The 24,040-nt window shown below is 72.6% G+C and carries 27 protein-coding genes, 1 tRNA gene and 1 pseudogene; 2 read left to right on the top strand and 27 right to left on the bottom strand.

The window, feature by feature from the left end:
* Window positions 1-84: 84 nt before the first annotated feature.
* From rpsD to smpB, 10 genes and pseudogenes are all read right to left on the bottom strand, one after another.
* Window positions 85-720 carry a 30S ribosomal protein S4 gene (gene rpsD, locus VMF70_12630; GenBank protein ID HTT68863.1) on the bottom strand — a complete coding sequence of 212 codons (636 nt, stop codon included), beginning with the start codon at window positions 718-720 and terminating at the stop codon, window positions 85-87.
* Window positions 720-1,205 carry a 30S ribosomal protein S11 gene (rpsK, locus tag VMF70_12625; GenBank protein HTT68862.1) on the bottom strand — a complete coding sequence of 162 codons (486 nt, stop codon included), beginning with the start codon at window positions 1,203-1,205 and terminating at the stop codon, window positions 720-722. The genes rpsD and rpsK overlap by 1 nt, the downstream gene beginning before the upstream one ends.
* 3 nt (window positions 1,206-1,208) lie before the next feature.
* Window positions 1,209-1,592: a 30S ribosomal protein S13 gene (rpsM, locus tag VMF70_12620; GenBank protein ID HTT68861.1), complete on the bottom strand. Its 384-nt coding sequence runs from the start codon at window positions 1,590-1,592 to the stop codon at window positions 1,209-1,211.
* A 3-nt stretch (window positions 1,593-1,595) separates the two neighbouring features.
* Window positions 1,596-1,712, bottom strand: coding sequence for a 50S ribosomal protein L36 (gene rpmJ / locus VMF70_12615; GenBank protein HTT68860.1), 117 nt, complete (start codon window positions 1,710-1,712; stop codon window positions 1,596-1,598).
* Window positions 1,713-1,896: 184 nt separating this feature from the next.
* A complete protein-coding gene (locus VMF70_12610) occupies window positions 1,897-2,307 on the bottom strand; it encodes a hypothetical protein (protein HTT68859.1) in 411 nt (136 codons plus the stop codon).
* A complete protein-coding gene (gene pyrF, locus VMF70_12605) occupies window positions 2,304-2,990 on the bottom strand; it encodes an orotidine-5'-phosphate decarboxylase (protein ID HTT68858.1) in 687 nt (228 codons plus the stop codon). The genes VMF70_12610 and pyrF overlap by 4 nt, the downstream gene beginning before the upstream one ends.
* Window positions 2,991-2,993: 3 nt before the next feature.
* Window positions 2,994-3,914 (bottom strand): dihydroorotate dehydrogenase, encoded by a 921-nt coding sequence (locus tag VMF70_12600; protein HTT68857.1) that lies wholly within the window; start codon window positions 3,912-3,914, stop codon window positions 2,994-2,996.
* Window positions 3,911-5,359 (bottom strand): hypothetical protein, encoded by a 1,449-nt coding sequence (locus VMF70_12595; protein HTT68856.1) that lies wholly within the window; start codon window positions 5,357-5,359, stop codon window positions 3,911-3,913. The genes VMF70_12600 and VMF70_12595 overlap by 4 nt, the downstream gene beginning before the upstream one ends.
* A gap of 38 nt (window positions 5,360-5,397) precedes the next feature.
* Window positions 5,398-6,666, bottom strand: coding sequence for an N-acetylmuramoyl-L-alanine amidase (locus VMF70_12590; GenBank protein ID HTT68855.1), 1,269 nt, complete (start codon window positions 6,664-6,666; stop codon window positions 5,398-5,400).
* A pseudogene (smpB, locus tag VMF70_12585) lies at window positions 6,663-7,100 on the bottom strand (SsrA-binding protein SmpB). The gene VMF70_12590 and the pseudogene smpB overlap by 4 nt, the downstream one beginning before the upstream one ends.
* 154 nt (window positions 7,101-7,254) lie before the next feature.
* Here smpB and VMF70_12580 point away from each other — a divergent pair.
* Window positions 7,255-7,338 (top strand) — tRNA-Leu (locus VMF70_12580).
* A gap of 76 nt (window positions 7,339-7,414) precedes the next feature.
* On the opposite strand, the gene moeB is transcribed toward VMF70_12580, so the two are convergent.
* The 15 genes from moeB to VMF70_12505 form a co-directional block, all read right to left on the bottom strand.
* Window positions 7,415-8,548 (bottom strand): molybdopterin-synthase adenylyltransferase MoeB, encoded by a 1,134-nt coding sequence (gene moeB, locus VMF70_12575; protein ID HTT68854.1) that lies wholly within the window; start codon window positions 8,546-8,548, stop codon window positions 7,415-7,417.
* Between the two features lie 93 nt (window positions 8,549-8,641).
* On the bottom strand, window positions 8,642-9,097 hold the full coding sequence (locus VMF70_12570; GenBank protein HTT68853.1) for an Rrf2 family transcriptional regulator: 456 nt from the start codon (window positions 9,095-9,097) through the stop codon (window positions 8,642-8,644).
* A 140-nt stretch (window positions 9,098-9,237) separates the two neighbouring features.
* Window positions 9,238-10,653 carry a glycosyltransferase gene (locus VMF70_12565; protein HTT68852.1) on the bottom strand — a complete coding sequence of 472 codons (1,416 nt, stop codon included), beginning with the start codon at window positions 10,651-10,653 and terminating at the stop codon, window positions 9,238-9,240.
* A 180-nt stretch (window positions 10,654-10,833) separates the two neighbouring features.
* Entirely contained in the window at window positions 10,834-12,234 is a 1,401-nt protein-coding gene (locus VMF70_12560) for an aspartate ammonia-lyase (GenBank protein ID HTT68851.1), read from the bottom strand.
* Window positions 12,235-12,510: 276 nt separating this feature from the next.
* Window positions 12,511-13,257 (bottom strand): MBL fold metallo-hydrolase, encoded by a 747-nt coding sequence (locus VMF70_12555; GenBank protein ID HTT68850.1) that lies wholly within the window; start codon window positions 13,255-13,257, stop codon window positions 12,511-12,513.
* Window positions 13,229-14,197 carry a thioredoxin-disulfide reductase gene (trxB, locus tag VMF70_12550; GenBank protein ID HTT68849.1) on the bottom strand — a complete coding sequence of 323 codons (969 nt, stop codon included), beginning with the start codon at window positions 14,195-14,197 and terminating at the stop codon, window positions 13,229-13,231. The genes VMF70_12555 and trxB overlap by 29 nt, the downstream gene beginning before the upstream one ends.
* Window positions 14,194-14,547, bottom strand: a complete 354-nt coding sequence (locus VMF70_12545) for a DUF309 domain-containing protein (GenBank protein ID HTT68848.1) — start codon at window positions 14,545-14,547, stop codon at window positions 14,194-14,196. Before VMF70_12545 ends, trxB begins: the two co-directional genes overlap by 4 nt.
* 65 nt (window positions 14,548-14,612) lie before the next feature.
* A complete protein-coding gene (locus VMF70_12540; GenBank protein ID HTT68847.1) occupies window positions 14,613-15,344 on the bottom strand; it encodes an SDR family oxidoreductase in 732 nt (243 codons plus the stop codon).
* Window positions 15,345-15,349: 5 nt separating this feature from the next.
* Window positions 15,350-16,081 (bottom strand): SDR family NAD(P)-dependent oxidoreductase, encoded by a 732-nt coding sequence (locus VMF70_12535; GenBank protein ID HTT68846.1) that lies wholly within the window; start codon window positions 16,079-16,081, stop codon window positions 15,350-15,352.
* On the bottom strand, window positions 16,081-16,545 hold the full coding sequence (locus VMF70_12530) for a redoxin domain-containing protein (GenBank protein ID HTT68845.1): 465 nt from the start codon (window positions 16,543-16,545) through the stop codon (window positions 16,081-16,083). The genes VMF70_12535 and VMF70_12530 overlap by 1 nt, the downstream gene beginning before the upstream one ends.
* Entirely contained in the window at window positions 16,532-16,804 is a 273-nt protein-coding gene (locus tag VMF70_12525) for a hypothetical protein (GenBank protein HTT68844.1), read from the bottom strand. Before VMF70_12525 ends, VMF70_12530 begins: the two co-directional genes overlap by 14 nt.
* Entirely contained in the window at window positions 16,801-17,079 is a 279-nt protein-coding gene (locus VMF70_12520) for a hypothetical protein (protein HTT68843.1), read from the bottom strand. The genes VMF70_12525 and VMF70_12520 overlap by 4 nt, the downstream gene beginning before the upstream one ends.
* 14 nt (window positions 17,080-17,093) lie before the next feature.
* A complete protein-coding gene (gene sucB, locus VMF70_12515; GenBank protein HTT68842.1) occupies window positions 17,094-18,464 on the bottom strand; it encodes a 2-oxoglutarate dehydrogenase, E2 component, dihydrolipoamide succinyltransferase in 1,371 nt (456 codons plus the stop codon).
* A gap of 90 nt (window positions 18,465-18,554) precedes the next feature.
* Complete coding sequence (locus VMF70_12510) at window positions 18,555-19,535, bottom strand: alpha-ketoacid dehydrogenase subunit beta (protein HTT68841.1); 981 nt, start codon at window positions 19,533-19,535, stop codon at window positions 18,555-18,557.
* Complete coding sequence (locus VMF70_12505; GenBank protein HTT68840.1) at window positions 19,528-20,592, bottom strand: thiamine pyrophosphate-dependent dehydrogenase E1 component subunit alpha; 1,065 nt, start codon at window positions 20,590-20,592, stop codon at window positions 19,528-19,530. The genes VMF70_12510 and VMF70_12505 overlap by 8 nt, the downstream gene beginning before the upstream one ends.
* A gap of 264 nt (window positions 20,593-20,856) precedes the next feature.
* Between VMF70_12505 and VMF70_12500 the strand changes: the two genes are divergently transcribed.
* The gene (locus VMF70_12500) at window positions 20,857-21,072 is read left to right on the top strand and encodes a heavy-metal-associated domain-containing protein (protein HTT68839.1); all 216 of its coding nucleotides are present in this window, start codon (window positions 20,857-20,859) and stop codon (window positions 21,070-21,072) included.
* 3 nt (window positions 21,073-21,075) lie between these two features.
* Here VMF70_12500 and VMF70_12495 read toward each other — a convergent pair whose 3' ends face one another.
* Window positions 21,076-21,369: a hypothetical protein gene (locus VMF70_12495; GenBank protein ID HTT68838.1), complete on the bottom strand. Its 294-nt coding sequence runs from the start codon at window positions 21,367-21,369 to the stop codon at window positions 21,076-21,078.
* 55 nt (window positions 21,370-21,424) lie between these two features.
* Window positions 21,425-24,031, bottom strand: coding sequence for a heavy metal translocating P-type ATPase (locus VMF70_12490; GenBank protein ID HTT68837.1), 2,607 nt, complete (start codon window positions 24,029-24,031; stop codon window positions 21,425-21,427).
* Window positions 24,032-24,040 lie beyond the last annotated feature (9 nt).

Raw genomic sequence — 24,040 nt, 5'->3', positions numbered from 1 at the left:
ACTCGGCGGCGTTCGGATTGTCCTCCCGCTTGGTCATCTCGACCAGCTGCGGGCGGACGAGCCCGGTGAGATCAATCGTCATGTTCACTTGGAATAGAGCTCGACGATCAACTGTTCCTCGGCCGCGATCGGGATGGCATCACGGGTCGGGCGCTCGGTGACCGTGCCGGTCATCGCGCCCCGATCCACGGCGACCCACGACACCGGCTGCCCCTTGGACGCCAGCTCGAGGGAGGCCGCGATGACATCGAGTTCCCGGCTCGCCTTGGCGACGCGGATCTGGTCACCCGGGCGGAGCAGGTAGGACGGGACGTCGACGGGACGGCCGTTGACCTCGACGTGGCGGTGACGCACCAGCTGCCGGGCCGCCTTGCGGCTCGGCGCCAGTCCCATCCGGTAGACGACGTTGTCCAGCCGCGACTCCAGGGCGATCAGCAGGTTCTCGCCGGTGCGCCCGGGCTCGCCCACGACGCGCTTGAACGTGTTCTTGAACTGCTGCTCGGTGAGCCCGTAGATCCGCTTCACCTTCTGCTTCTCGCGCAGCTGCCGCGAGTACTGCGAGGCCTTGCGGCGCCGCCCCGCCGACTGGCCATGCTGGCCCGGCGCGTAGGCGCGCTTCTCGACCGCGCACTTCTCCGTGAGGCAGCGCGAGCCCTTGAGGAAGAGCTTGGTGCCCTCGCGCCGGCACAGCTTGCAGTTCGGCTCGATGTATCGGGACACTACACCCTGCGCTTCTTCGGCGGACGGCAGCCGTTGTGCGGGATCGGCGTCACGTCCCGGATGGACTTGACCACGAGCCCCGCGTTGGCCAGCGCCTGGATCGCGGACTCACGACCCGCGCCGGGGCCCTGCACCCGGACGTGCACCCGCCGCACGCCCATGTTGAACGCCTCGCGGCCCGCCTGCTCCGCCGCGACCGTCGCGGCGAACGGCGTGGACTTCTTCGAGCCCTTGAACCCGGACTTCCCGGCCGTGCTCCAGGCCACCACGTTGCCGTTGAGGTCGGCGACCGTCACGATGGTGTTGTTGAACGTGGCCATGATGTGCACCACGCCCTCGGACTCCACCACCTTCTTGGCCTTCCGCGCGGCCTTCTTGGGCGCGCCCTCGGCCGCCGCGCCTTCCGGCGCCGCTCCTTCGGGGGCGGGAGCCGCGGGCGCCGCGTCGGACGCCGGGGTCGGTTTCGGCTGTTCCTGGTCGGCCATGGGCTATTTCTTGAGGATCGCTTTCTTCTTCCCGGCGATGGTCCGGCGCGGCCCCTTCTTGGTCCGCGCGTTGGTGCGGGTCCGCTGCCCGCGCACCGGCAGGCCGCGCCGGTGGCGGATCCCGCGGTAGCAGCCGATGTCCATCAGCCGCTTGATGTTCATCGCCACTTCGGTCCGCAGCGCGCCCTCGACCTTGTGATCGCGCTCGATCACCTGCCGCAGCCGCGACACCTCGGCGTCGCTCAGGTCCCGCACCCGCGTGGCCGGATTGATGCCCGTCCGCTCGAGAATCGTCGTCGCCGTCGAGCGCCCCACGCCGAAGATCGCCGTCAGGCCGACCTCGACGCGCTTGTCGCGCGGAAGATCCACGCCCGCTATGCGTGCCACGAGCTAACCCTGCCGCTGCTTGTGCTTGGGAGAACGCTTGCAGATCACCCGGATCACGCCGCGGCGCTTGATGACCCTGCAGTGCTCACAGATCGGCTTGACGCTGGTCCGAACCTTCAAAACACGCTCCTTAATTCAATTCCGAGCAAGACTTAAAAGCTAAACCAGCCCCCAATCGGATGCAAGGGAGCCGGCACGGAGATTCGGAGTGGGGGCGGAAGCCCAAGTCGCGAGCGGCTCGGGGCTTGCGGCGGCCCGGCGGCAGACCCCTGCCCGCCTGCCGGACCCGGGCCCACAGCCGGCCTCACGGCAGCGCCCGGACCTCCACCAGCCGATAGCTCTGCCCGACGCGCCGGAAGCCGAAGTACAGCGTCTGGGTGTGGCGCACGTCGGTGCCGCGCACCTGGTAGATCCGCTGCGCCTCGACGTAGGCGCGGTCGGGGTCCACGTCGCGGACCACCAGCACGACGAGATCCAGCTCCTGGGCGCCCTCCGCGAAGGCCCGGAGCAGCGCGGCGGCCTGCACCGGCCTCAGCGGGGACGAGGGCTCGGCGCCCGGCAGGTGCACCATCACCGCCTCGCCGCTGCCCACCATCGTGGTGAAGTCGTGGGCCATCCACTGCGCGGCCGCCCGTCGTGCGGCGGTCATCAGCGAGTCCGCCTGGGCGCCGCGTCCCGCCGCGACGGCGACCGCGAGGGCCACCAGCCAGCTCACCGCCCCATCTCCGCGGCCGTGGCCACGGCCTCCCCGCGCGGGTCCGCGGCGCCGGTGACTGGACGCCCCACCACCACGAAGTCCGCTCCGGCCTCGACCGCCTCGCGCGGCGTCGCCGTCCGGACCTGATCGCCGGCCGCCTGCGCCGCGCGCCGCACGCCGGGCACCACGAGGACCGCGCGCGTGCCCGCCACCGCGCGCACCGCGCGCGCTTCCGAGGCGGCGCAGACGTAGCCGTCGAGGCCGGCCGCGACGCCGAGCCTCACCAGCCGCTGCTGCTCGGCCGCGAGATCGCCGGCCGGGCGCCCCACCACCTGGCCGAAGCCGACCGCGTCGAACGAGGTGAGCACGCCCACGCCCAGCAGCCGGATCCCGCCGCGGCGCACCCGCGCGGCCGCCTCCAGCATGCGGCCGCCGCCGGCGAGGTGGACGGTCGCGAGGGAAACGCCCGACTCGAGCGCCGCCTCGACGGCGCCAGCCACGGTGTTCGGGATGTCGTGCCACTTGAGGTCGAGAAACACCTCGCGCCCGCGCTCCCGCAGCGCCCGCACCACGGCCGGCCCGTCCGCCACGTGGAGCACCGGCCCGACCTTGTACCAGCGCACGGCGTCGCCGAGCCGGTCCACCAGCTCGAGCGCGGCGCGCGCGCTCGCGACGTCGAGGGCCACGACCAGCTCGGCCACGGCTCAGCCCGTCGCGCCGGCCGGGTGGCCCGGGGAGGGAGCCCCCGCGCCGGCCAGCAGGGCGTCCAGCTCGCGGGCGATGCGCTCGGGCGCCCGCGGGTCCGCCAGGGCCGCGGTCCCCACCCCCACCAGGGTCGCGCCCGCGCGCAGGTACTGCAGCGCGTCGGCACCGGTCCGCACGCCGCCCGTGCCGATCACCGGCTTGCCGGTCCGCGCGGCCACCAGCCGCGTCACCCGGAGCCCGACCGGAAGCAGCGGCGGGCCGCTGAGGCCGCCGTTGCCCGCTCCGAGCCGCGCGCGTCCGCGCTCGTCGTACAGCTCGGCGGGCAGGGTGTTGACCGCGGTGAAGGCGTCGGCGCCGGCGGCCGCCGCCGCCGCCGTCCGCGCCGGATCCGGCAGCACCGGCGACAGCTTCACGACCAGCGGCTTCGCCGTCTCGGCGCGCACCCGGCGCACCAGGGCGGCGAGCACCTGGTCGTCGGCGCCGAACTCCATGCCGCCGTGCGAGACGTTGGGACAGGACACGTTGAGCTCGAAGGCCGCCACGGCCGGCTCGCCGGCGAGCGCCGCGACCACGCGCGCGAAGTCGTCGACCGCGTTGCCGACCACGTTCACCACCACCCGCGCGCGCCGCAGGGTGGCCGCGAGCCAGGGCAGGTAGTCGCGGCGGAACGCGTCCAGTCCCGGGTTGGCGAGGCCGACCGAGTTGAGCATCGCGCCGCGTACCTCCGCGACCCGCGGCGACGGGTTGCCCTGCCGCGGCTCGACGCTGACGGCCTTGGTCACGATGCCCCCGAGCGCCTCGAGGTCGATCACCCGGGCCACCTCGCGCCCGAACCCCGCCGTGCCCGCCGCGAGCAGGATGGGATTCTGGAACCGCACGCCACAGAACTCGACGGGCCGAGCCCCGGACGGGCCGGTCACTCGGGAGGCTCCGGCCGCGGCGATCCCGCAGGCTCGCGCGGCCGCTCCGGCGGACCCGGGGTCGGCCTGGGGGGCCGGCCGCGCGCCTCCTCGTCCTCGACCGCGCCGACCACGCCCGGCCGGCGCCGGGTCGGCGCGCCGGGCGCGACGGTCGCCGCGATGGACAGCGTTCGCCGCAGCGAATCCTCCAGCGCCTGATACGCGCTGTCGCCGGCGGCGCCCGCGCCCGCGGCCGCCAGCGTGTAGGGGTTCCGGCCGTACCGCGCGCCCAGGAGCGTCCGCAGGGAGTCGGCCGCCGGATGCCCGGCCGCAATCGCCGCCACCAGCGCCTTGGGCGTCCACGGGGACTCGGGGAAGCGGTCCGCCATCGACGCGAACGCCTCCGCCGCCAGCCGCCCCGCGTCGAGGGAGTCGCGGAGCAGCTCGGCGCGCAGGAACCAGTACGCGTCGGGCGCACTCCGCGCCGCGGCCAGCGAGTCCGCGCGCGCCAGCAGCCGCAGGATCGCCTGCGCCTCGCGCGCCGCATCGCCACCGGCCTGCCTCAGGTCGTCCAGCCGGTCGCGCTGGGTCTCCAGGGCGGAATCGCTGGCCGCCGCGGCGATCGCGATCCGGCACAGCGCGACCTGGGCGACCTGGCCCGCCAGGCTGTCCCTCGCCAGGCTCACGGCGCGCCGCAGCTCCCCGGTCGCAGCGACGGTGTCTCCGGAGGCGAGCTGCCGCTCGCCGTCGTCCAGCAGCAGCCGCGCCCGCGCGCCGCTCGAGATGGAGACACGAGCCGCGAGCTGCTGGGCCAGCGCCGAAGCGTGGACGGCCGCCCCGGCCGCGGCCAGGCTGTCGATTGCCGGCCGCCAGTCGTCCTCGGAGTAGCCGCGCCCCCCGGCGAGGGAGTCGTACAGCGCGCCCGCCGCCGCCGTATCGCCGAGCCGCAGCTCCAGCCGCCCGAGCGCGAACCGGGCCCTCGGATCGCGCGATCGCGCGAGGTCGGCCCTGGCGGCCTCCGGGTCATTGAGCACGACCAGCAGCCGCCCGCGGTCGAAGAGGGCCTCGTCGCGCACCTCGCTGCGATGCGACTCGACGGCGCTGTCCAGCGCCGCCCGCGCCGAGTCCGTGAAGCCGAGCACGACGTAGGCGCGGCCAAGGAGGCCGAAGGCCACGAGGCGCTGCTCCCGCGACCCCAGCTGCCGCACCGCTTCCTGCAGGGCGACGGCGCCGTCCGAGTACTGCTCGAGGTGGACCAGCGCTTCGCCCCGCACCAGCTGCGCCTCGGCGGCCCATCGCGACCCGGCATGGCGGGCCAGCAACGACTCGGCGTGGGTCTGGGCCTGCTGCCAGCGGTCGTGCGCTTCGCCGATCCGCCCGGCGCGCTCGGAGCTGGCAGCCTGCCGGGCGTAGCGGTTGGCGAGGTACATGCCGTTGAAGTACGCGCACCCCGAGACGGCAGCCACCGCCGCGGCCGCTACCACAGGCAGGAGCCGGCGCGCTCTCACGGGGCCTGCCCGCCCGCGCCGGCGGCCGAGAGCCGGCGGTCGTACTCGGCGAGGTAGGCCACCACGGCGTCGGCGATCCCGTGCGCGAGCCGGCGCTGGCCCGCGCTGCCGGTGAGGTACCTCGCCTCGTCGGGATTGCTGCCGAACCCGACCTCGATCAGCACGGCCGGCATGTAGGAGGTCGCGAGGACCGCGAAACCCGCCTGCTTGACGCCACGCGCCTCGGCCGGGTGCACCTGGCCCAGCCCGCGCTCCACGATCTCCGCGAGGCGGCTGGACTCCCGCAGGTGCTCGTTCTCCTGCAGGTCGTTGAGGATGAACCGCATCGGGTCGCTGTCCGAGGCGCCGCCCTTCTCGAAGCGCACCGACTCGTTCTCCAGCTGCGCCACCCGGCGGGCGTCCTCGGTCTTCGCCTCGGCCAGGAAGTACGTCTCGAAGCCCCGCGCGCCCGCCGCGTCCCGCCAGTGCGGATTGGCGGCGTTCACGTGGATCGACACGAACAGGTCCGCGTGCGCCGCCCGCGCGATGCGCCCGCGGTCCCGCAGCGCGATCAGCGTGTCGGTGGTGCGCGTCATCACCACCCCGACCCCCCGGCGCCTGAGCTCGTCGGCCAGGTCCTGCGCGACCGCGAGCGCGACGTCCTTTTCGCGCAGGAACTTCCGGCCCTTGAGCGGACCGAGCATGCCGACGTCGGGGCCCCCGTGGCCCGGGTCGATGGCGATGACGTGCTGCAGCCGCGGCGCGCCGGATCCGCGCGCGGGCACGCGCCCGGCCGCCGGCGCCGGCGTGGACTCCGGCCGGCGCGCCGGCGCCGCCGCGACCGGGGAAGGCACGGCGCGCACCGCCGCCGCGGCTGCCGCCTGGGGCAGCTCCTCGAGCCGCGCGCGCTCCGGATCGTAGCTGTACCGTTCGGGCAGGAGGCGCGGCAGGAACTCGATCACCCACTGGAGCGGCACGAACACCGTGTCCCGCTCGACGTAGGGCGGCGCGGCCAGCGCATACACGTCGTCCCCGCACCGGAAGTAGCTCGCCTCGAGCACGAAGTCGAAGCGCCGGCCCGCCACCCGCAGCTCGACGGCGCCAGCGCGCGGCACGTCCACCTCCACGCTCGTCGCGGCGGCCAGCTCCGGCCCTGCGACCGCCGGCCAGCCGCGCTGCTCGCGGACGACCAGCCGCGCCTCGCCGCGGCCCGACGCGACGGTCAGCGTCTCGGGCGGCGGCGCGGCGAGCCACGCCGCGAGCAGCAGCAGCGCGCCCGGGGTCACCGCCGCCGCACCGCCCGCGCCATCTCGCGCTCCGCGTCGCGCCGCTTGATGTCGTCGCGCCGATCGTACTCCTTCTTGCCGCGGCCCAGCGCGATCGTCACCTTGGCGTGCGAGTTCTTGAAGTACAGCTCGAGCGGCACCAGCGCGAGGCCCTTCTGCTCGATGGCGCCGAGCAGCCGGCGGATCTCGCGGCGGTGCATCAGGAGCTTGCGGGTGCGCAGCGGATCGTGGTTGTGGATGTTCCCCGCCTCGTACGGCGGGATGTGCAGCGCCTCGAGCCACACCTCGCCGCGGCGGACCCGCGCGAACGCGCCCACCAGACTGGCGCGACCCGCGCGCAGGGCCTTCACCTCCGTGCCCGTCAGCACCAGACCCGCCTCCCACGTCTCCAGGAGGTGGTAGTCGTGCTTGGCGCGAGGATTCCGCGCGATGACTCGAGGATGACGGGGCTGGGTGCGCGCCCGACGTGGCGAACCAGGCTTCTCGGCAGGGGTCACAAGCGTCGTAACCCCAAGATAGAGCTAGGGTTCCGACCGGTCAAGGCGAGGGTTGACGGCGGGGGGGGCCAGGTCTATCTTGCGCCGCCTCGCCGAAGTGGTGGAACTGGTAGACGCGCGGCGTTCAGGGCGCCGTGGGCGCAAGCCCGTGAGGGTTCGAGTCCCTCCTTCGGCATTGCCGGGACAGCTGCGAGACGCCGAGGTGCGAGGGGAGGGCGAAGACGCCGTCCCCTCGTTCGTCTCCGGCGGGGTCAGTACCTCGCCATCGCCGGATCGATCTCCTCCGCCCACCCCGCCACGCCACCCCTCAGGCTCCGAGCGTTCGCGATCCCTCGACTGCGGAGGAACTGCGCCGCGTCGAGCGAGCGCATCCCGGTGTGACACACGGTGACCACCGTCGCCGCGGGATCCAGCTCCGTCAACCTCGCCGGCACTTCGCGGAGCGGCATCAGGACGCTCCCGGGGATGCGACAGATCTCCCACTCGAACGGCTCACGCACGTCGAGCAGCACCACCGGCCGCCCCGCGTCGAGCTCCGCCTTCAGCGCGCGCGCCGAGACCTCGAGCCCGTCGTCGGCCGAGGCGGCCGCCGGCCCCACGCCGCAGAAGGCCTCGTAGTCGATCAGCTCGCGGATCGTCGGGCGCGCCCCGCACAGCGGGCAGTCCGGGTCCTTCTCCAGCGCCAGCTCGCGGAACCGCATCCGCAGCGCGTCGAACAGCGCCAGCCGGCCGACCAGCGTCTCGCCGATGTCCAAGACCAGCTTCAGCGCCTCCAGCGCCTGCAGCGATCCGATGATGCCCGGCAGCACGCCGAGCACACCACCCTCGGCGCAGGAAGGCACCAGCTCGGGCGGCGGCGGCTCGCGGTACAGGCAGCGGTAGCAGGGTCCGCGCGCCGCCCAGAACACCGACGCCTGCCCGTCGAAGCGGTAGATGCTGCCGTAGACGTCCGGCTTGCCGAGCAACGCGCACGCGTCGTTCACCAGGTAGCGCGTCGGGAAGTTGTCGCTGCCGTCGAGGACGACGTCGTAGCCCCCGAGCACGGCGAGCGCATTGGCGCTCGAGAGCCGCGCCTCGTGCAGCACCAGCTCCACGCCGGGATTCACGTCGCGCAGCCGCCGGGCGGCGGAGGCGAGCTTCGAGGTGCCGACGGCCGACGTGCCGTGGAGGATCTGCCGCTGGAGATTGGAGAACTCGACCGAGTCGAAATCGGCCAGGCCCAGGACGCCGACGCCGGCCGCGGCGAGGTAGAGCGCCGCCGGCGACCCGAGGCCGCCGGCCCCCACGACGAGCACCCGCGCCGCCTTCAGGCGTCGCTGGCCCTCGACACCGACCTCGGGGAGGATGAGATGACGCGCGTACCGCTGCAACTCCTCCGCACTCAGGTCCGGGAAACCCGACTGAGGCGCAGGAGAATGCCGAATCTTTCTATCGCTATTCAGAATGCGACCACGTCCCGGACCTGCACAGGGACCCGCTCAGACGGTGACGACCCCGTTGCCGACGAGCGAGCGGACTTCCGACTCCTCGTGCAGCAGGTCGGCGAGGCGGATCGAGCCCAGCGTCTCGTCGATGCGCTGCTGGAGCAGCTGCCAGACGGGCCGGATGGCGCAGGAGTTCTCGGTCGTGCACCGCTCCGAGTCCACCGGATGGCACTCGCAGTTGACCTCGAACGTGCCATGCTCGGAGGCGTCGAGCACATCCTTGACCGTCACCTCGGAAGGCTGACGGGACAGAAGGTACCCGCCCCGCGCTCCGCGCACGGACTCGACGAGGCCGGCGCGGCGCAGCCGCAGCAGAATCTGCTCGACGTAGTCGGCCGGCAGCTTTTCCTTCTCGGCCATCTCACGTGCCGCGACGGGACCCTGCCCGGTGCGCCTGGCGAGATGCAGGCTCACGATGAGGCCATACTCCGCCCATGTCGTAACGCGCATATTCACCCTCCTCGCCATCGGAATATGCAAAAAGGAAGCCATTACCTCAAGATAACGGTGCGTTAGGCCTGAGACTCGGTATCACATGATGCTGCAGGGAGATAGCTGCCTGCGGGCTGGAGAGCCGGCTGGTGCCTGGCTCAGGGTTTCCGGCAGATCGCGACCAGCGAGAGGCCGCGCCAGGGCAGGAACCGGTCCAGCGGCCGTGCCAGCCAGACCATGGAGTCGTACAGCTTCAGCTGGATGCGGGAGAAGCTGGTGCGTCGCATCCATCCGTTGACGTGCCACCCGGGTACGGCGGCCCGGTTGAAGTCGAGCAGCGCCTCCACCTCGAAGCCCGCCTCCGTGGCGACGGCCCGCAGCCGGTCCCGGGTGTAGCGCAGCCGGTGGCCGAGGGCGCGGTCGAGCGAGTTGTAGCGCCGCGGGCCCTGCGGCACCAGCACGATGGCGTGCCCGCCGGGCGCCAGCGCGCTGCGGAAGTTCCGCAGCACCGGCACCGGGTCGTCGAGGTGCTCGAGCACGTTGAGGCAGAGCACCGTGTCGAAGCGGCCCGCCTGCGCCGCGAAACCCGCCTCGTCCTCCGCCCGCAGCTCACCGACTTCGAGGTACGGCTTGCCGACCGCGAAGTTCTCCAGGTAGTCGAGGTAGTCCGGGTTGATGTCGGTGGCGCGGTAGTGGTCGCGCGGCACCAGGTGCACCGTGAGATTGCCGATGCCCGCGCCCACCTCCAGCACCGCGCGCCCGACCCACGGCCGGATCACGTCGCTCATCCAGTGCGAGAACCTGCGCGCCCGCGAGAGACTGTGGAGGATGTGCGCGCCGTACGGGTCGTTGAGGTAGAGGTCGTCGATCAGCGCGCCGCGCAGGATGGCGCCGAGCGCCAGCACCCCGTCGCGCCAGCCGATCTTCTTGCCCTCGGCGTAGGTGCGGCCGGCGTACCGGATCGGGGCTTCGAAGATGACCGCGCCGCGCTTGGCCAGCTTGATCGTCAGCTCGGGCTCGATGCGGAAGTCGTCGTATCGCAGCGGCAGGGACTTGAGCAACTTGGTGCGGACCATCTTGTAGCAGGTCTCCATGTCGCTCAGGTTGAGGTTGGTGAGCAGGTTCACGAGGGTGGTGAGGACCCGGTTGCCCAGGCTGTGGTAGAAGAGCAGCACGCGGCGGTAGTCGCCCGGCAGGAAGCGCGAGCCGAACACCGCGTCGGCCTGCTCCTTGAGGAACGGCTGCACCAGCTTCGCCAGATCGTCCGGGTGATACTCGAGGTCCGCGTCATGCGCGACGCACACGTCGCCGCTTGCGTGGGCGATCGCGGTGCGCAGCGCCGCTCCCTTGCCCCGGTTGCGCTCCTGCTCGATGTAGCGGATGGCCGGGTGCTCCGCGGCCAGGCGCCGCAGCACGTCCCGGGTTCCGTCGGTCGAGCCGTCGTCGACGACGATCACCTCGATTTCCCGGATGGCCGGGTCGCGCACGGCGAGCACGCGGCGGATGGACTCCGCCACCAGGAAGCGCTCGTTGTAGACGGGGATGAGGACGGAAACCCTGAGACCGTCAGGCACGCCGCCTCCTACCGAGGGCAGATGGGCGGCGACAAGTATGCGGATAAGTTGCCAGACGGCAAGGAGGAAGTGGTTCCCAGACGCCAGCCGTGAGGGGCCAGACCAGTTGCCAGTACTGACATCTGGTCTGGCCCCCGTTCACTCTCCACTGGTAACCACTTCCTCCTTGCCGTCTGGCAACTAGTCTGACCCCGGTACTCCGATCTCCGTCATCCTCCGGTAGTCGAGCACCTGGTCGAGCTCCTTCCCCTTCAGCACGCCCTTCTCCTCCACCAGCCGCCGCACGGTGGCACCCTTCGCCAGCGACTCCTTGGCGAGCTTCGCGGCCTCGGCGTAACCGATCTTCGGCGCCAGCGCCGTCACCAGGGCGGGGCTGCGCTCCAGCCAGTGGGCGCACATCGCCGCGTCGGCCGTGATCCCCACCACGCAACGGTCGGCCAGGACCCGGACGGCCGCGGCCAGGATCTCCAGCGCAAATACCAGGTTGTGCGCGATGACCGGCATCATCACGTTGAGCTCGAGCTGCCCCGCCTCGCAGGCGAGCGCCACGGTCTGGTCGTTGCCCAGCACCTGGAAGCAGACCTGGTTGACCATCTCCGCGATGCTGGGATTCACCTTCCCCGGCATGATGCTCGACCCCGGCTGGACCGCCGGCAGCGCGATCTCCGCCAGGCCGGTGCGCGGGCCCGACGCCAGCAGTCGCAGGTCGTTGGCGATCTTGTTGAGGTCCACCGCCAGCGCGCGCACGGCGCCGGAGAAGGCGGCCACGTCGCCCATCGACTGCATCAGCTGCACGCGGTCCACGCCCACCCGGAGGTCCAGCCCGGTGAGCGCGCGCAGCTGCCGGACCATCAGCTCGGGGTAGCGCGGCTCGGCGTTCAAGCCGGTGCCGACCGCCGTGCCGCCGATGCCGAGGTCCCTGAGGTCGTCGGCCGCCCGCGCCAGCCGGGCGCGGTTGCGCCGGATGGTGTGACCGTAGGCGGCGAACTCCTGGCCGAGCCGGATCGGGGTGGCGTCCTGCAGGTGGGTGCGCCCCGACTTGACGATCCCGTCGAACTCACGGCCCTTCGCCTCGAGGGCGCCGGCGAGGCCGTCGAGCGCCCCGAGGAGCGGCTCCAGGCGGGCGAGCGCCGCCAGGCGGATGGCGGTCGGGATCACGTCGTTGGTGCTCTGCGCCATGTTGACGTGGTCGTTGGGGTGCACCGGCTGGTACTCGCCCCGCTTCCCTCCCAGCAGCTCGTTGGCCCGGTTCGCGAGCACCTCGTTGCAGTTCATGTTGTGCGAGGTGCCGGCCCCGGCCTGGTAGACGTCCACCACGAACTGGTCGCGGTGCCGGCCCGCCAGCACCTCGTCGGCCGCGCGCGCGATCGCGTCGGCGAGGCGCGCCTCGAGGCGGCCCGTCTCCCGGTGGGTCGCCGCCGCGGCGCGCTTGATCCAGATCACGGCGTCCACGAACGCGGCGAGCGGCTTCAGGCCGGAAATGGGGAAGTTCTGGCGCGCGCGCTCGGTCTGCACGCCCCAGTAGGCGTCGGCCGGGACTGGGAGATCACCGAGGGGGTCCTTCTCGATCCGGGTTGCCATGTCGTGCCCGAGAGATCAGAGGTGAGAGATCAGGGGTCAGTCGAGTTGCGAGACGCCGAGTGGCGAGTGGTGACGAGACTTGAGAGTGCAGGACCGACGAAGGCCGCGCAACTCCACAGCCCCGGGGGGCGAGCACCCGCCCCCTTGCACCCGCCCGCTCCCAGCTGCACACCACTCGCCGCTCGGCGTCTCGCCACCGTCCTGGTCGTGGCGTCTCGCCACGGCACGGAGGGCTGCCAGCCGCGTTCCCGGGACTCGCGCGAGGGCGCAGGCGTCCTAGTCGGAGCAGTCACCGAGCGGGTACACGTGCCCGCAGTTGGGGCACGGGTTCTTGCAGCCCCACGGCTTCCCGCGGACGGGGAAGCCGCACTTCTGGCAGGCGTTGATCCCGGGCACCAGCCGCACGAACGGATTCCCCCGCTTCTCGGCCGCGATGGTCGTTGCCGGCCCGTGGCCGGAATGGACGACGGTCTCGTCGGGCAGCACGAACAGCTTGAGGTGCACGGACTCGATCAGCGCCCGCAGGTCGCCGCCCGGCAGGTCGGTTCGGCCGATGGAGCCCGCGAACAGGGTGTCGCCCACGAACGCCATCCCGTGCCCCACCAGGCTGACGCCGCCGGGCGTGTGCCCGGGCGTGTGGAGGACCCGGAACCGGCACGCGCCGGCAGACACCGTCTCGCCCTCCGCGAACGCGTGGTCCGGCGCCGGGGGCGGGGCCGTGTCCAGCCCGAACATCGCGGCCTGGGCCGGCACGCCGTCGTACAGGGCGCGGTCGGCGGGGTGGAGGAACACCGGCACGTCGAGTGCGGCGCGGACGGCCGCGACGCCGGCGACGTGGTCCACGTGGGCGTGGGTGAGCCACACGGCGCGGAGCGTCCACCGCTCGTGGCGCAGCCGGGCGAGGAACAGGCCCGCCTCCTCGCCCGGATCCACGATCGCGGCGTCGCCGCTGTCGGGATCCGCCACCAGATAGCAGTTCTCGGCGAACGCGCCGTTAGTCAGCGTGACGACTTCGGGCTCCACGCGCCCCCTGCCGCTCCTTCCATTCCGCCAGGTACCGGGTCGCCGCGATCACGGCCGTGGTGGCGTCGCCGACCGCCGTCGTGACCTGACGCGTCAGCTGCGCCCGCACGTCGCCCGCGGCGAACAGGCCGGGGATCGACGTCATCATCACCTCGTCGGTGACGAGGTAGCCGCCCGCGTCGTGGTCGACGTGCCCGCGCACCAGACCCGTGTTGGGACGGAAGCCGACGAACACGAAGACGCCCCCGACCTGGAGCGCCGACGTCGCGCCGGTCTTCACGTTGCGCAGGGCGAGCCACCGGACCGCGCCGCCTTCGCCCTCGATCCGCTCCACGACGGTGTCCCAGACGACCTCGATCTTCGGGTTCTCGAACAGCCGCTGCTGGATGATCTTCGACGCGCGCAGCTGGTCACGGCGGTGGATCAGGTACACCTTGGTGGCGTAGCGAGTGAGGAACCCGGCCTCCTCGGTGGCGGCGTCGCCGCCGCCCACCACCGCGAGCACCTCGCCCCGGAAGAAGTGGCCGTCGCACACCGCGCAGTAGGACACGCCCTTTCCGGCGAACTCGATCTCGCCCGGCACGCCGAGCTTGGTCGGCGTCCCGCCGGCGGTGAGCAGCACCATCGGGGCGCGATACGACGTGCCGCTCTCCGTCGCCACCAGGAACCGGCCGTCGGCCTGCTTCTCGACCGCCGCCACGCCGTCGGTCACCAGCTCGGCGCCGAATTTCAACGCGTGCGCGCTCATCTTCTCGGCGAGGTCGCAGCCTCGCACCGACTCGAACCCGGGGTAGTCCTCGATCAGGTCGGTGTTCAGCAGCTCGCCGCCGGGCACACCCTTCTCCAGCACCACGGTGCGGAGCATGGACCGGCCCGCGTACAGCGCTCCGGTGAGGCCCGCGGGCCCGGCGCCGACGATGATGAGATCGTACTCGTTCATGATTCCCTGCTCTGCCTCGCGGTCCGCCCGCCGGCGGACGCCTCGATGAGTTCCATGAGCGGGACCGGCCCGCCCCCTTCCACGCAGGCGGCGAGACCTTGCAGGAAGCGGACCGTTTCCACGGGAAAGCCGTCCGGGGACGGCCCCCGCAGCTTCGCAATCGCCGCGCGGCCCTGCACTTCGACCCCGTGACGGTTGCCGCGCTCGCGATGCAGCATCGCCGCGGCGGCCTGGATCAGTCCCTGCCAGAGTGACCGCTCCGGCGGCGCCGCCTGCCGCCACACGACTTCGAGCGCCTCGTGCGCCTGCCAGAAGCGACCGGCGTTGAACAGCGCGACGCCGGCGCGCACGGACGCCGCCACATCCGGGACCGCCGCCCCGGCGCCCTCGCGGCCGCGCCCGGCGGCGCCGCGGATCACCGGAGCAGCCGCCCCCCGTCCACCACGAGCGTCGTGCCGGTCACGTAGTCGTTCTCCAGGAGGAAGAGCACGGCGCGCACCACGTCGTCGGGCGTGCCCAGCCGGCCGAGCGGCGTGGAGGCGACGAGCTTGGCCCGCTCCTCCTCGCCCCACGCCTCGGGCAGGAGCACCGCACCCGGCGCGACGGCGTTGACGCGGATCCGCGGCGCGAGGCTCTTGGCCAGCAGCTCGGTGAGGGCCACCACGCCGGCCTTGCTGACCGAGTGCACCGGATAGTGCCGCCACGGCCGGAACGACGACAGGTCGGCCAGCGCCACCACGGCGCCGCCGCGCTCGCCCATCGCCGCCGCCGCGCCCTTGGCGGCGAAGAAGGTGCCGCGGAGGTTGAGGTCCATCGCGCGGTCCCAGTCGGCCGGGGTCACCTGCTCCACGGGCCGGCGCTCCATCACCGCGGCGCTCAGCACCGCGATGTCGAGCGGACCGCCCAGCGCCTGCGCGGCCCGGGCGGGCAGCGCTTCGGCGGCGGCGGCGTCGCTCAGGTCGGCCTTCAGCATCGCGACCCGCACGCCGGCCACCTCGCCCTCCATCATGGTGGCCTTGGCGCCGCGTTCGGAGCGGAGGTAGTGGATGGCGACGTTCACCCCGCGGCGGATCAGACCGTACGCGATCGCGCGGCCGACCCGCTGGCCGGCTCCGGTCACCAGCGCGTTGCGGCCGCGGAGGTCCACGTGGGCTACACCTCGCCGTGCGAGACCGGGAGGACGTGCCCCGTGATGCCGGCCGACAGGCCGGAGGCGAGGAACAGCACGGCGTTCACGATGTCCGCGACGTCCACCCAGCGGACGGCGGCGGCGCCCATCGTGGCCAGGTTCTCGGGGGTGCGCGCCGTGCCGGGCGCGACCGCGTTGACCCGGACGCCCTGGTCGCGCAGCTCCAGCGCCAGGCTCCGGCTCATGGCCGCGACCCCGGCCTTGGCGGCCGTGTACGCCACCATCTCCGCCCGGCCGTGGAACGCGGCGATGGAGGCGAAGTTCACGATGGCCCCCCGGCGCTGCTGCACCATCACCCGCGCGGCGGCCCGCGACACCAGGTACGCCGTCTTCACGTTGATGGCCATCTCGCGATCGAACACCGCCGTCTCGGCCTCCAGCATCGACTTCACCCCGGTGAGCCCGCCCGCCGCGTTCACCACGACGTCCAGCCGGCCATAGGCCTGCACGGCCTCGTCCACCGCCCACTGGGCGACGTCCGGCTCGGTCAGGTCGCCCGCCGCGGCCCGGCACTCGAAGCCCCGCTCGACGAACTCCCGGGCGCGGGTCGCCACGTTGACGGCGCTGACGTCGCAGATGACCAGCCGGGCGCCGGCCTTGCCGAAGCCCTCGGCCACGGCGTGGCCGATCTGCCCGACCCGGCCCACCCCGGTGACCAGCACCACCTGGCCGGTGAAATCCAGGAGGCCCGGCATCACGCGGTCCGCGGCAGCACGCGGAGCACCTCGGCGGCACCGGGCGCGCCCCGTTTTCCGAACAGCACCCGGCCGTCACGCCCGATCAGGTACACGGTGCGCACGACGCCCTTGCCGTCCGGCTTGAGGCAGCGGTAGGCCCGCGCCGCTTCGCGCTCCGGGTCGGCGAGGAGGGGGAAGTTGAAGCGGAACTTGGCCACGTACTTCTCGTGATCGGCGACCGACGCCGGGTTGACGCCGAACGTCTTCACGCCCTGTGCCTGATACTTGCTCTGCTCGTCGCGCACGGCGGAGAGTTGGCGGTTTCAGCCGGGGGTGAAGTCGCCGGGATAGAAGAACAGCGCCACGGGGCCCTCGCTCAGCAGCGCACTCAGGTGCGCGCGCGCTCCCCCGGTGCCTTCCAGGTCGAAATCGGGCGCCGGCGTCCCGACGGCCAGCGGTTCTTCCGCACTAGCGCCGAACATAGCCCAGCTCCGGTGAGGTCCACGATGGTTGGCTCTGCCGCCACAACTCGCCCAGCTCGCCGTCCGACAGCTCGGCCAGGGCCCGCTCGCGGCTGCGGCTGCCCAGCGGCGAGAACCGCGCCAGCCGCTGCTCCCGCGTGCCGTCGGCCGCGACGCGCTCGAACACCAGCGGGAACTCGTCGCGCTCGTAGACCGTGAACCGGCCGGCGACGGAGACCTTCCACTCCTGGCCGTCGATGGTGAGGCGTCGCTCGATCATGGCTGGTCGTCCAAGGAATACTCCTTCAGGGAGCGCACCGACTCGAACCGGCGCGACAGCGCCCGCAGCCCCGCGATCTCGTCGCCGAAGACCGGCGGCGCGTCGGCGCCGGGCGCCGGCGCGGGGCCCTCGATGAACAGCGTAAGCTCGCTCGAATTGATCTCATTCCGATAGGCCCAGCAATGCCACCCCGCCGCCTCGGCCCGGCGGCGCGCGCCGCGCAGCAGCTCCTCCACCTTGGGCTCGGAGCCCGGCGTCGGCTCGAAGATCAGCACCAGCAGCTGGCGGCTCAGACCCCGGTCTCCGGGAAGTCCTCCAGCTCCTTCTTGAGGTCCGACATGAACCGGTCGGCGTCGGCCCCGTCCACGATGCGGTGGTCGTAGGAGATCGAGAGCATCGTCATGGTGCGCGGCACCACGACCTCCGCGCCGTCGTCCAGCGTCATCACGCGCGGCCGTCGCTCGACGGCGCCCACGCCGAGGATGGCCACCTGCGGCTGGTTGATGATGGGCGTGCCCGCGTACGAGCCGAACACGCCGGGATTGGTGATGGTGAACGTGCCGTTCTGGACCTCGTCGGGCTTGAGGCGCTTGGTGCGTGCGCGATCGGCGAGGTCGGCCATCGCCTTCGCGATGCCGAACAGCGACAGCTCGTCGGCCCCGCGGATGACCGGCACGATCAGCCCCCAGTCGAGCGCGACCGCGATGCCGATGTTGACCTGGCCGCGGTAGATGACGGCCATGCGCTGCACCGCCGCGTTGAGGACCGGATGCCGGCGCAGCTGGTCGGCCACCGCCTTCACGATGAAGCCCAGGTAGGTGAGCTTCACCCCGCGGTCCTCGTAGCCCTTCTTGTTCGCCGCCCGGAGCCGCGCGACCCGCGTCATGTCCACCTCGTAGAAGGTGGTCACGTGCGCGGAGGTGCGCCGCGAGAAGACCATGTGCTCGGCCGTGAGCTGGCGGATGCGGCTCATCGCCTCGACCCGGTCGCCCGGCCAGGGGCTGGCCTCCCACGGCCCCGCCGCGCCGGGGGCTGGGGCTTGGGGTTTGGGGGTTGGGACTGCCGCCGCGGCACCGGCCGCGGCCGGGCTCGCCTCGATGTAGCCGAGGATGTCCTTCTTGGTCACGCGCCCCGCATGCCCCGTGCCCGGGATGGTGCTGATGTCCACGCCCTGATCGGCCGCGATCTTCCGCACCAGCGGCGTGGAGCGGCGGCGGAGACGCTCGTCGGCGGACTCCACAGACCCCGGTGTTGGGGATTGGGGTTTGGGGGTTGGGGGTATCGGAGCTGCCGTGATGGGCGCGGCCACCGCGGCGGGGGTTGGGGATTGGGGTTTGGGGCTTGGGGACGGAACGGGCGCCACGGCGGAGGCCGGAGCTGGTGCAGCCCCAACCCCCAAACCCGAAACCCCGACCCCCGCCTCGGTCTCGATGATCGCGACGACCGTCTGGATCGGGACGGTCTGGCCTTCCGGCACCTTGATCTCGGCCAGCACGCCGCCCGAGGGCGCCGGGATCTCCGCGTCCACCTTGTCCGTCGAGATCTCGAAGATGGGCTCGTCGCGCTTGACCGCGTCGCCGACCTTCTTCAGCCATTTCGCCAGCGTGCCCTCGGCGATGGACTCGCCCATCTGGGGCATGACGACGTCGACTCTAGACATCCGTTCGACTCCCGGCTCAGAAGGTTGTAGGGTGCGGGGTGTCGGGTGTGGGGACGACACCCTCACACCCTACACCCGACACCCAGCTTCTCAGTATCCCGCCAGCTTCCTTGCCACCGCCACGATATCCGATGTCTGGGGCAGCACGTAGTCCTCCAGCGTCGGCGCGTAGGGCAGCGGCGTGTCGGCCGCGGTGACCCGCAGCACCGGCGCGTCGAGCCACTCGAAGGCCGCCTCGTTGATGCGCGCCGCGATCTCGCCGGCCACGCCGCCGGTGCGCGTGTCTTCGTGCACGATCATCACGCGGTTGGTCTTCCGCACGGTCGCCAGGATCGCGGCGTCGTCCATCGGCAGCAGCGTCCGGAGGTCCAGGACCTCGACCGCGAGACCGTCCTCCTTCTCCAGCGCCTGCGCCGCCTCCAGCGCCTTCCAGACCATGGCCGAGTAGGTGACGATCGAGAGGTCGCGCCCCTCGAGCGCCACCCGGGCGCTGCCGATCGGCGTGACGAGGTCGCCGTCCTCCGGCAGCTGCTCCTTGATCCGGCGATACAGGTACTTGTGCTCGAAGTACAGCACGGGATCGTCGTCGCGGATCGCCGCCTTGATCAGGCCCTTCGCGTCGCGCGCCGTGGCCGGACACACGATCTTGAGGCCGGGCGTGTGCAGGAAGGCGGCCTCGGGATTCTGCGAGTGGAACGGGCCGCCGCGCACGTAGCCCCCGCACGGCCCGCGCACCACGATCGGGCAGGCGAGGTTGGCCCGGTAGCGCGCCGTCGCCACGTAGTTCGTGAGCATGTCGTACGCGCAGGAAATGAAGTCGATGAACTGCATCTCGGCCACCGGCCGCATGCCCAGATGCGCCGCGCCCGCCGCCGCGCCCACGATCGCCGCTTCCGAGATCGGGGTGTCGATCACCCGCCGGTCCCCGAACTCCTCGATGAACCCCTCGGTGACCTTGAACGCGCCTCCGTAGCGGCCGACGTCCTCGCCGAGGATGAACACGCGCTCGTCGCGGCGCATCTCCTCCCGCAGGCCCTGGCGCAGCGCCTCGAGGTAGGTCACCTCACTCACGCGGCACCTCGCGATACCACGCCGCGGGCTGGAGCGGAGGATCGGCGTACACGCCGGTGAGCGCCGTCGCCGGATCCGGCAGCGGCTCCTGCTCGGCCACCCGCACGGCCTCGTCCAGCTCGGCCGCGACCCGCGCGTCCACCTCCGCCAGCGCGCCGGCGTCCGCCCAGCCGTTCTCCGCGAGCCGCTGCGCCCAGCGGGCGATCGGATCGTTCTTCTCCCACCGGGCCAGCTCCTCCCGCGGCACGTAGTGCTGGTCGTCGTGCTCCGCATGCCCCTTGCGGCGGTAGGTCACCAGCTCGAGGAGCGTGACGCCATCGCCGGCGCGCGCGCGGGCGACGGCCCGCCGCGCCGCCTCGTAGACCGCCAGCACGTCGTTGCCGTCCACCCGCTCGCCCGGCACGCCGTAGGCCTTGGACTTCAGCACCAGCTCCGGCACCGCGGTCTGGCGCTCGAGGGTCGTCGAGTAGGCGTAGCCGTTGTTCTCGGCGACCACCACCAGCGGCAGGCGGCGAACGGCCGCGAGGTTCATCCCCTCGTGGAACGCGCCCGTGGACATCGCGCCGTCGCCGACGTAGACCAGGCCGACCCGGCGCTCGCCGCGCAGCCGGAAGGTGAGCGTCACGCCGGCCATCACCGGCAGCATGTCGCCCAGATGCGAGATCTGGCCGATGAAGCCGCGCTCCAGGTCGCCGAAATGCACGTTCAGCTCGCGACCGCGCGTCGGGCCCGAGGCCTTGGCCATGTACTGCCGGAGCACGTCCACCGGGCGCGCGCCCATCACGAGCAGCGAGCCGAGGTTGCGGATCAGGGGCGAGAGCATGTCGCCGGCCGCCCGGTCGAGCGCGTAGGCGGTACCGACGGAGTCCGCCTCCTGGCCGAGGGAGCGGAACAGCCCGCCGATGACCTTGCCCTGCCGGTACAGGTTGGTCAGCCGCTCCTCGAGCGACCGGGTGAGCCGCATGTAGTAGTGCAGCTCGAGCAGCTGCGCGCGGCCGAGCCCGGCCGGGAGGCCGGCGGCGGCCGCGCGGGGCGCCGCGGCCGGGCGTGCGGTCATTGCACTCCCTTGTCGGACATGGGATTACGGCCGGAAAAGCTCGCTGGGGGTGGAGGCTGAGTCAAGCGTCGGGGAGCACACGCGTCGACGCGTGTGGGGGGTCGAGGGGCTCGGACATACGGGGTGTAGGGTGTGAGGGTGTGACGGTCCAGGCGTGTTGGGGTGGGGGCTTGGGTGGTCTCGCAACTTGCCGTCTCGCAGCGGGGCCGGGTGGAGTGGTGAGGATGGTACGGGTTATGCTATTGGGGAGTGCAGGAGGTACCAATGGCCAAGTTGACCCTCAAGGTGGCCGGGATGACCTGCGGCCACTGCCAGCAGCGCGTGGAGAAGGCGCTCTCCGCCGTGCCGGGGGTGTTCAGCGCGATCGTGGATCTGCAGGACGGCATCGCGGTGCTGGACTTCGACGACGACAGCGCCACGATCGACGACCTGACGGCGGCCGTGGCGAAGGCGGGTTATTCGGCGTCGCTCGCCGCCTAGCGGTCAGTACGCCCCGCGCGGCGCGTGTCCCGGCTGCTCCAGGGCGTGCAGCTCGGTGAGGAACCGCTTGGCGATGTCGTCGAGCTCGGAGCGCGACGTATCGCGCGTGGCGAGCGTGACCCGCACGTAGTGCCCCCCCTCGATCTCCACGTTCAGATCCACCGTCCCCAGCAGGCCCACGAACCGGGCGTGATCGCCCGCGCCGCGCTGCACCGCGAGTCCGCGCGGGGCGAAGTACTGCTCCGCGGCGGCGAGCACCGTCGTGGGCGAGGCGTGGGCGCGATAGAAGTACTGCATGGCGGCTCCTTGGTGCCCGGTGCTGGACCAGGGGCTGGAGACTCGGGGCTGGCGGCTAGGTGGCGAAGGTCGGCGTGAAACGACGGAGCCGCAAGCTGTTGGTCACGACGAACACGGACGAGAAGGCCATCGCCGCGCTGGCGAAGACGGGCGAGAGCAGCACGCCGGCCACCGGGTAGAGCACGCCGGCCGCGATCGGGATGCCGACGACGTTGTAGGCGAAGGCCCAGAACAGGTTCTGGCGGATGGTGCGCATCGTCCGCCGCGCCAGCTCCAGGGCCGTCACCGCCGTCGTCAGGTCGCCGCGCATCAGCGCGATGTCCGCCGCCTCGAAGGCGACGTCCGTGCCGTTGCCGATCGCGAGCCCGACGTCGGCCGTGGCCAGGGCCGGCGCGTCGTTGATCCCGTCGCCGACCATCGCCACGCGCCTCCCCGCCGCCTGCAGCCGCTTGACGACGGCGACTTTCCCGGCGGGCAGCATGCCCGACTCCACCTCGTCGATGCCCACTTCGCCGGCCACCGAGATGGCGACCTTGCGGATGTCGCCGGTCACCATCAGCACCTCGAGACCCATCGCCTTGAAGGCGCGCACCGCGGCGACCGCGGAGGGCTTGATGGGGTCGGCGAGGCCGATGAGTCCGGCCGGGGCCCCGTCCACGGCCACGAGCACGGGCGTCCGGGCCCGGGCGGCGAGACTGTCCACGGCGTCGGTGAACGGGCCCACGTCCACGCCCAGCTCGATGAGGAAGGTGGCGCTCCCGACGGCCACGGTGTGGCCCGCGATCGTGGCGGTGGCGCCCCGTCCCTCCAGGGCGCGGAAGCCGCTGGCCTCGGGGGGCTCGAGCCCGCGCTCGGCGGCGGCGCGCACGATGGCGGCCGCGAGCGGGTGCTCCGACAGCCGCTCGACCGCCGCCGCGAGCTGCAGCACGGCGGCCTCGCCGTCGGCGGGCGGCCCCGCGGCCACGCGGTCGACGACCTCCAGCGCGACCAGGACGTCGGTCACGGCCGGGTGCCCCTCGGTGACCGTCCCGGTCTTGTCCAGGATCATCACGTCCACGGCGGCCGCCGCCTCCAGCGCGGCACCGCCCTTGGCCAGCACCCCGCGCTCCGCGCCGCGGCCCGCGCCGACCATGATCGCGGTCGGCGTCGCCAGGCCCATCGCGCAGGGGCACGCGATGATCAGCACCGACACGAGCACCACGGTGGCGTAGACGGGGCCCGGGCTCGGGCCGAAGTCGAACCAGATCACGAACGCGGCGATCGCGACGGCGATCACGACCGGCACGAACACGCCGGCGATGCGGTCGGCGAGGCGCTGGACCGGCGCCCGGCTGCCCTGCGCCTCCTCCACCAGGCGGACGATCTGGGCGAGCGCCGTGTCGCGCCCCACGCGCGTCGCCTCCACGGTGATGGCGCCGGTCGTGTTGAAGGTGGCGCCGACCACCTCGTCGCCCGGCGCCTTGGCGACCGGCGTCGGCTCCCCGGTGAGCATGGACTCGTCCACCGCGGTGCGTCCCCCGCGCACCACGCCGTCCACCGGGATCTTCTCGCCGGGACGCACCAGCACGATGTCGCCCACCACGACCGCGACCGCCGGGATCTCCACTTCGGCGCCGTCGCGCAGCGCCCGCGCGGTGCGGGGCGCGAGCCCCAGCAGCCGCCGCATCGCCTCGGAGGTCCGGCCCTTGGCGCGCGATTCCAGCAGCCGGCCGAGCAGGATCAGCGCGATGATGGACGAGACCGCCTCGTAGTACGCGTCGGCGGGAAGCCCGGCGCCGGTGAACACGCCGGGCGCGAACGTCGCCACGACCGAGTACAGCATCGCCGCGGCCGTGCCGACGCCGATCAGGGTGTTCATGTCGGCACTGCGGTGCTGGAAGCCGCGCCACGCGCTGACGTAGAAGCCCCGGCCGGACCACGCCATCACCGGCACCGTCGCCAGGAACAGCCCGACCTTGAGCGACTGCGGGTCGGCCGCGTACAGCCACGGCAGGCCCCGCCGCAGGACGCCGTTCAGCGGCATCAGCACGCGGGCGAGGAGATCGGCGGACCCCACCGCCTCGGACGCCATCAGCGGCATGGACGCCACCATCGCGGCGACCGCCACGACCCCCGCGAGCACCAGCTTCCAGGCGAGGTCGCGGACTTCCCGCTCGCGCACCAGGCGCTCGCGCTCGACCGGGTCGGCCTCGGTGACGGGCACGGCCAGCACGAATCCGGCCGCCGCCACCGCGTCCTCGAGCTCGCGCGGGTCCAGGAAGCCGGGCACGTAGGTCACGCGGACCGACTCGGCCGCCGGATTGGCCACGGCGCCGAGGACGCCGCGCACCGCCAGGATCGCGCGCTCGAGGCGCGAGGTGTCGAGCGCGGACCGGAGGTCGGTCACCGCGAGGCTGAGCGCGTCGGTGCCGACGTCGTAGCCCGCCTCGCGCACCGCCTCCATCACCGTGCGCGGCTCCGCCCCGTCCAGCTCGACCGTGGCCTTGGTCGTGCCGAAGTTCACCGCCGCCTCGCGCACGCCGGGGGTCGCCACCAGTTGCCGCTGGATGCGCGAGGCGCACGCGGCACACGACATCCCCATCACCGGGAAGGTCACGCGCCGCCGCTCGGCGCCGGCCGGCGCCGCACCGGCCGGCGCGCCCGAGGCGGGGGTCGTCGTCACCGGCGCTCC

Source organism: Gemmatimonadales bacterium, from assembly GCA_035502185.1.
Lineage (GTDB): Bacteria > Gemmatimonadota > Gemmatimonadetes > Gemmatimonadales > JACORV01 > Fen-1245.
The sequence above is the reverse complement of the archived record's forward strand: the minus strand, read 5'-3'. Positions and strand labels throughout refer to the sequence as shown.

Bases quoted from the DNA above. Each gene is read 5' to 3' on its own strand.
- rpsK (HTT68862.1), bottom strand. From the start codon at position 1,205: ATGGCCGACCAGGAACAGCCGAAACCGACCCCGGCGTCCGACGCGGCG.
- VMF70_12570 (HTT68853.1), bottom strand. From the start codon at position 9,097: ATGCGCGTTACGACATGGGCGGAGTATGGCCTCATCGTGAGCCTGCAT.
- VMF70_12560 (HTT68851.1), bottom strand. From the start codon at position 12,234: ATGGCAACCCGGATCGAGAAGGACCCCCTCGGTGATCTCCCAGTCCCG.
- trxB (HTT68849.1), bottom strand. From the start codon at position 14,197: ATGAACGAGTACGATCTCATCATCGTCGGCGCCGGGCCCGCGGGCCTC.
- VMF70_12535 (HTT68846.1), bottom strand. From the start codon at position 16,081: ATGCCGGGCCTCCTGGATTTCACCGGCCAGGTGGTGCTGGTCACCGGG.
- VMF70_12525 (HTT68844.1), bottom strand. From the start codon at position 16,804: ATGATCGAGCGACGCCTCACCATCGACGGCCAGGAGTGGAAGGTCTCC.
- sucB (HTT68842.1), bottom strand. From the start codon at position 18,464: ATGTCTAGAGTCGACGTCGTCATGCCCCAGATGGGCGAGTCCATCGCC.
- VMF70_12505 (HTT68840.1), bottom strand. From the start codon at position 20,592: ATGACCGCACGCCCGGCCGCGGCGCCCCGCGCGGCCGCCGCCGGCCTC.
- VMF70_12500 (HTT68839.1), top strand. From the start codon at position 20,857: ATGGCCAAGTTGACCCTCAAGGTGGCCGGGATGACCTGCGGCCACTGC.
- VMF70_12495 (HTT68838.1), bottom strand. From the start codon at position 21,369: ATGCAGTACTTCTATCGCGCCCACGCCTCGCCCACGACGGTGCTCGCC.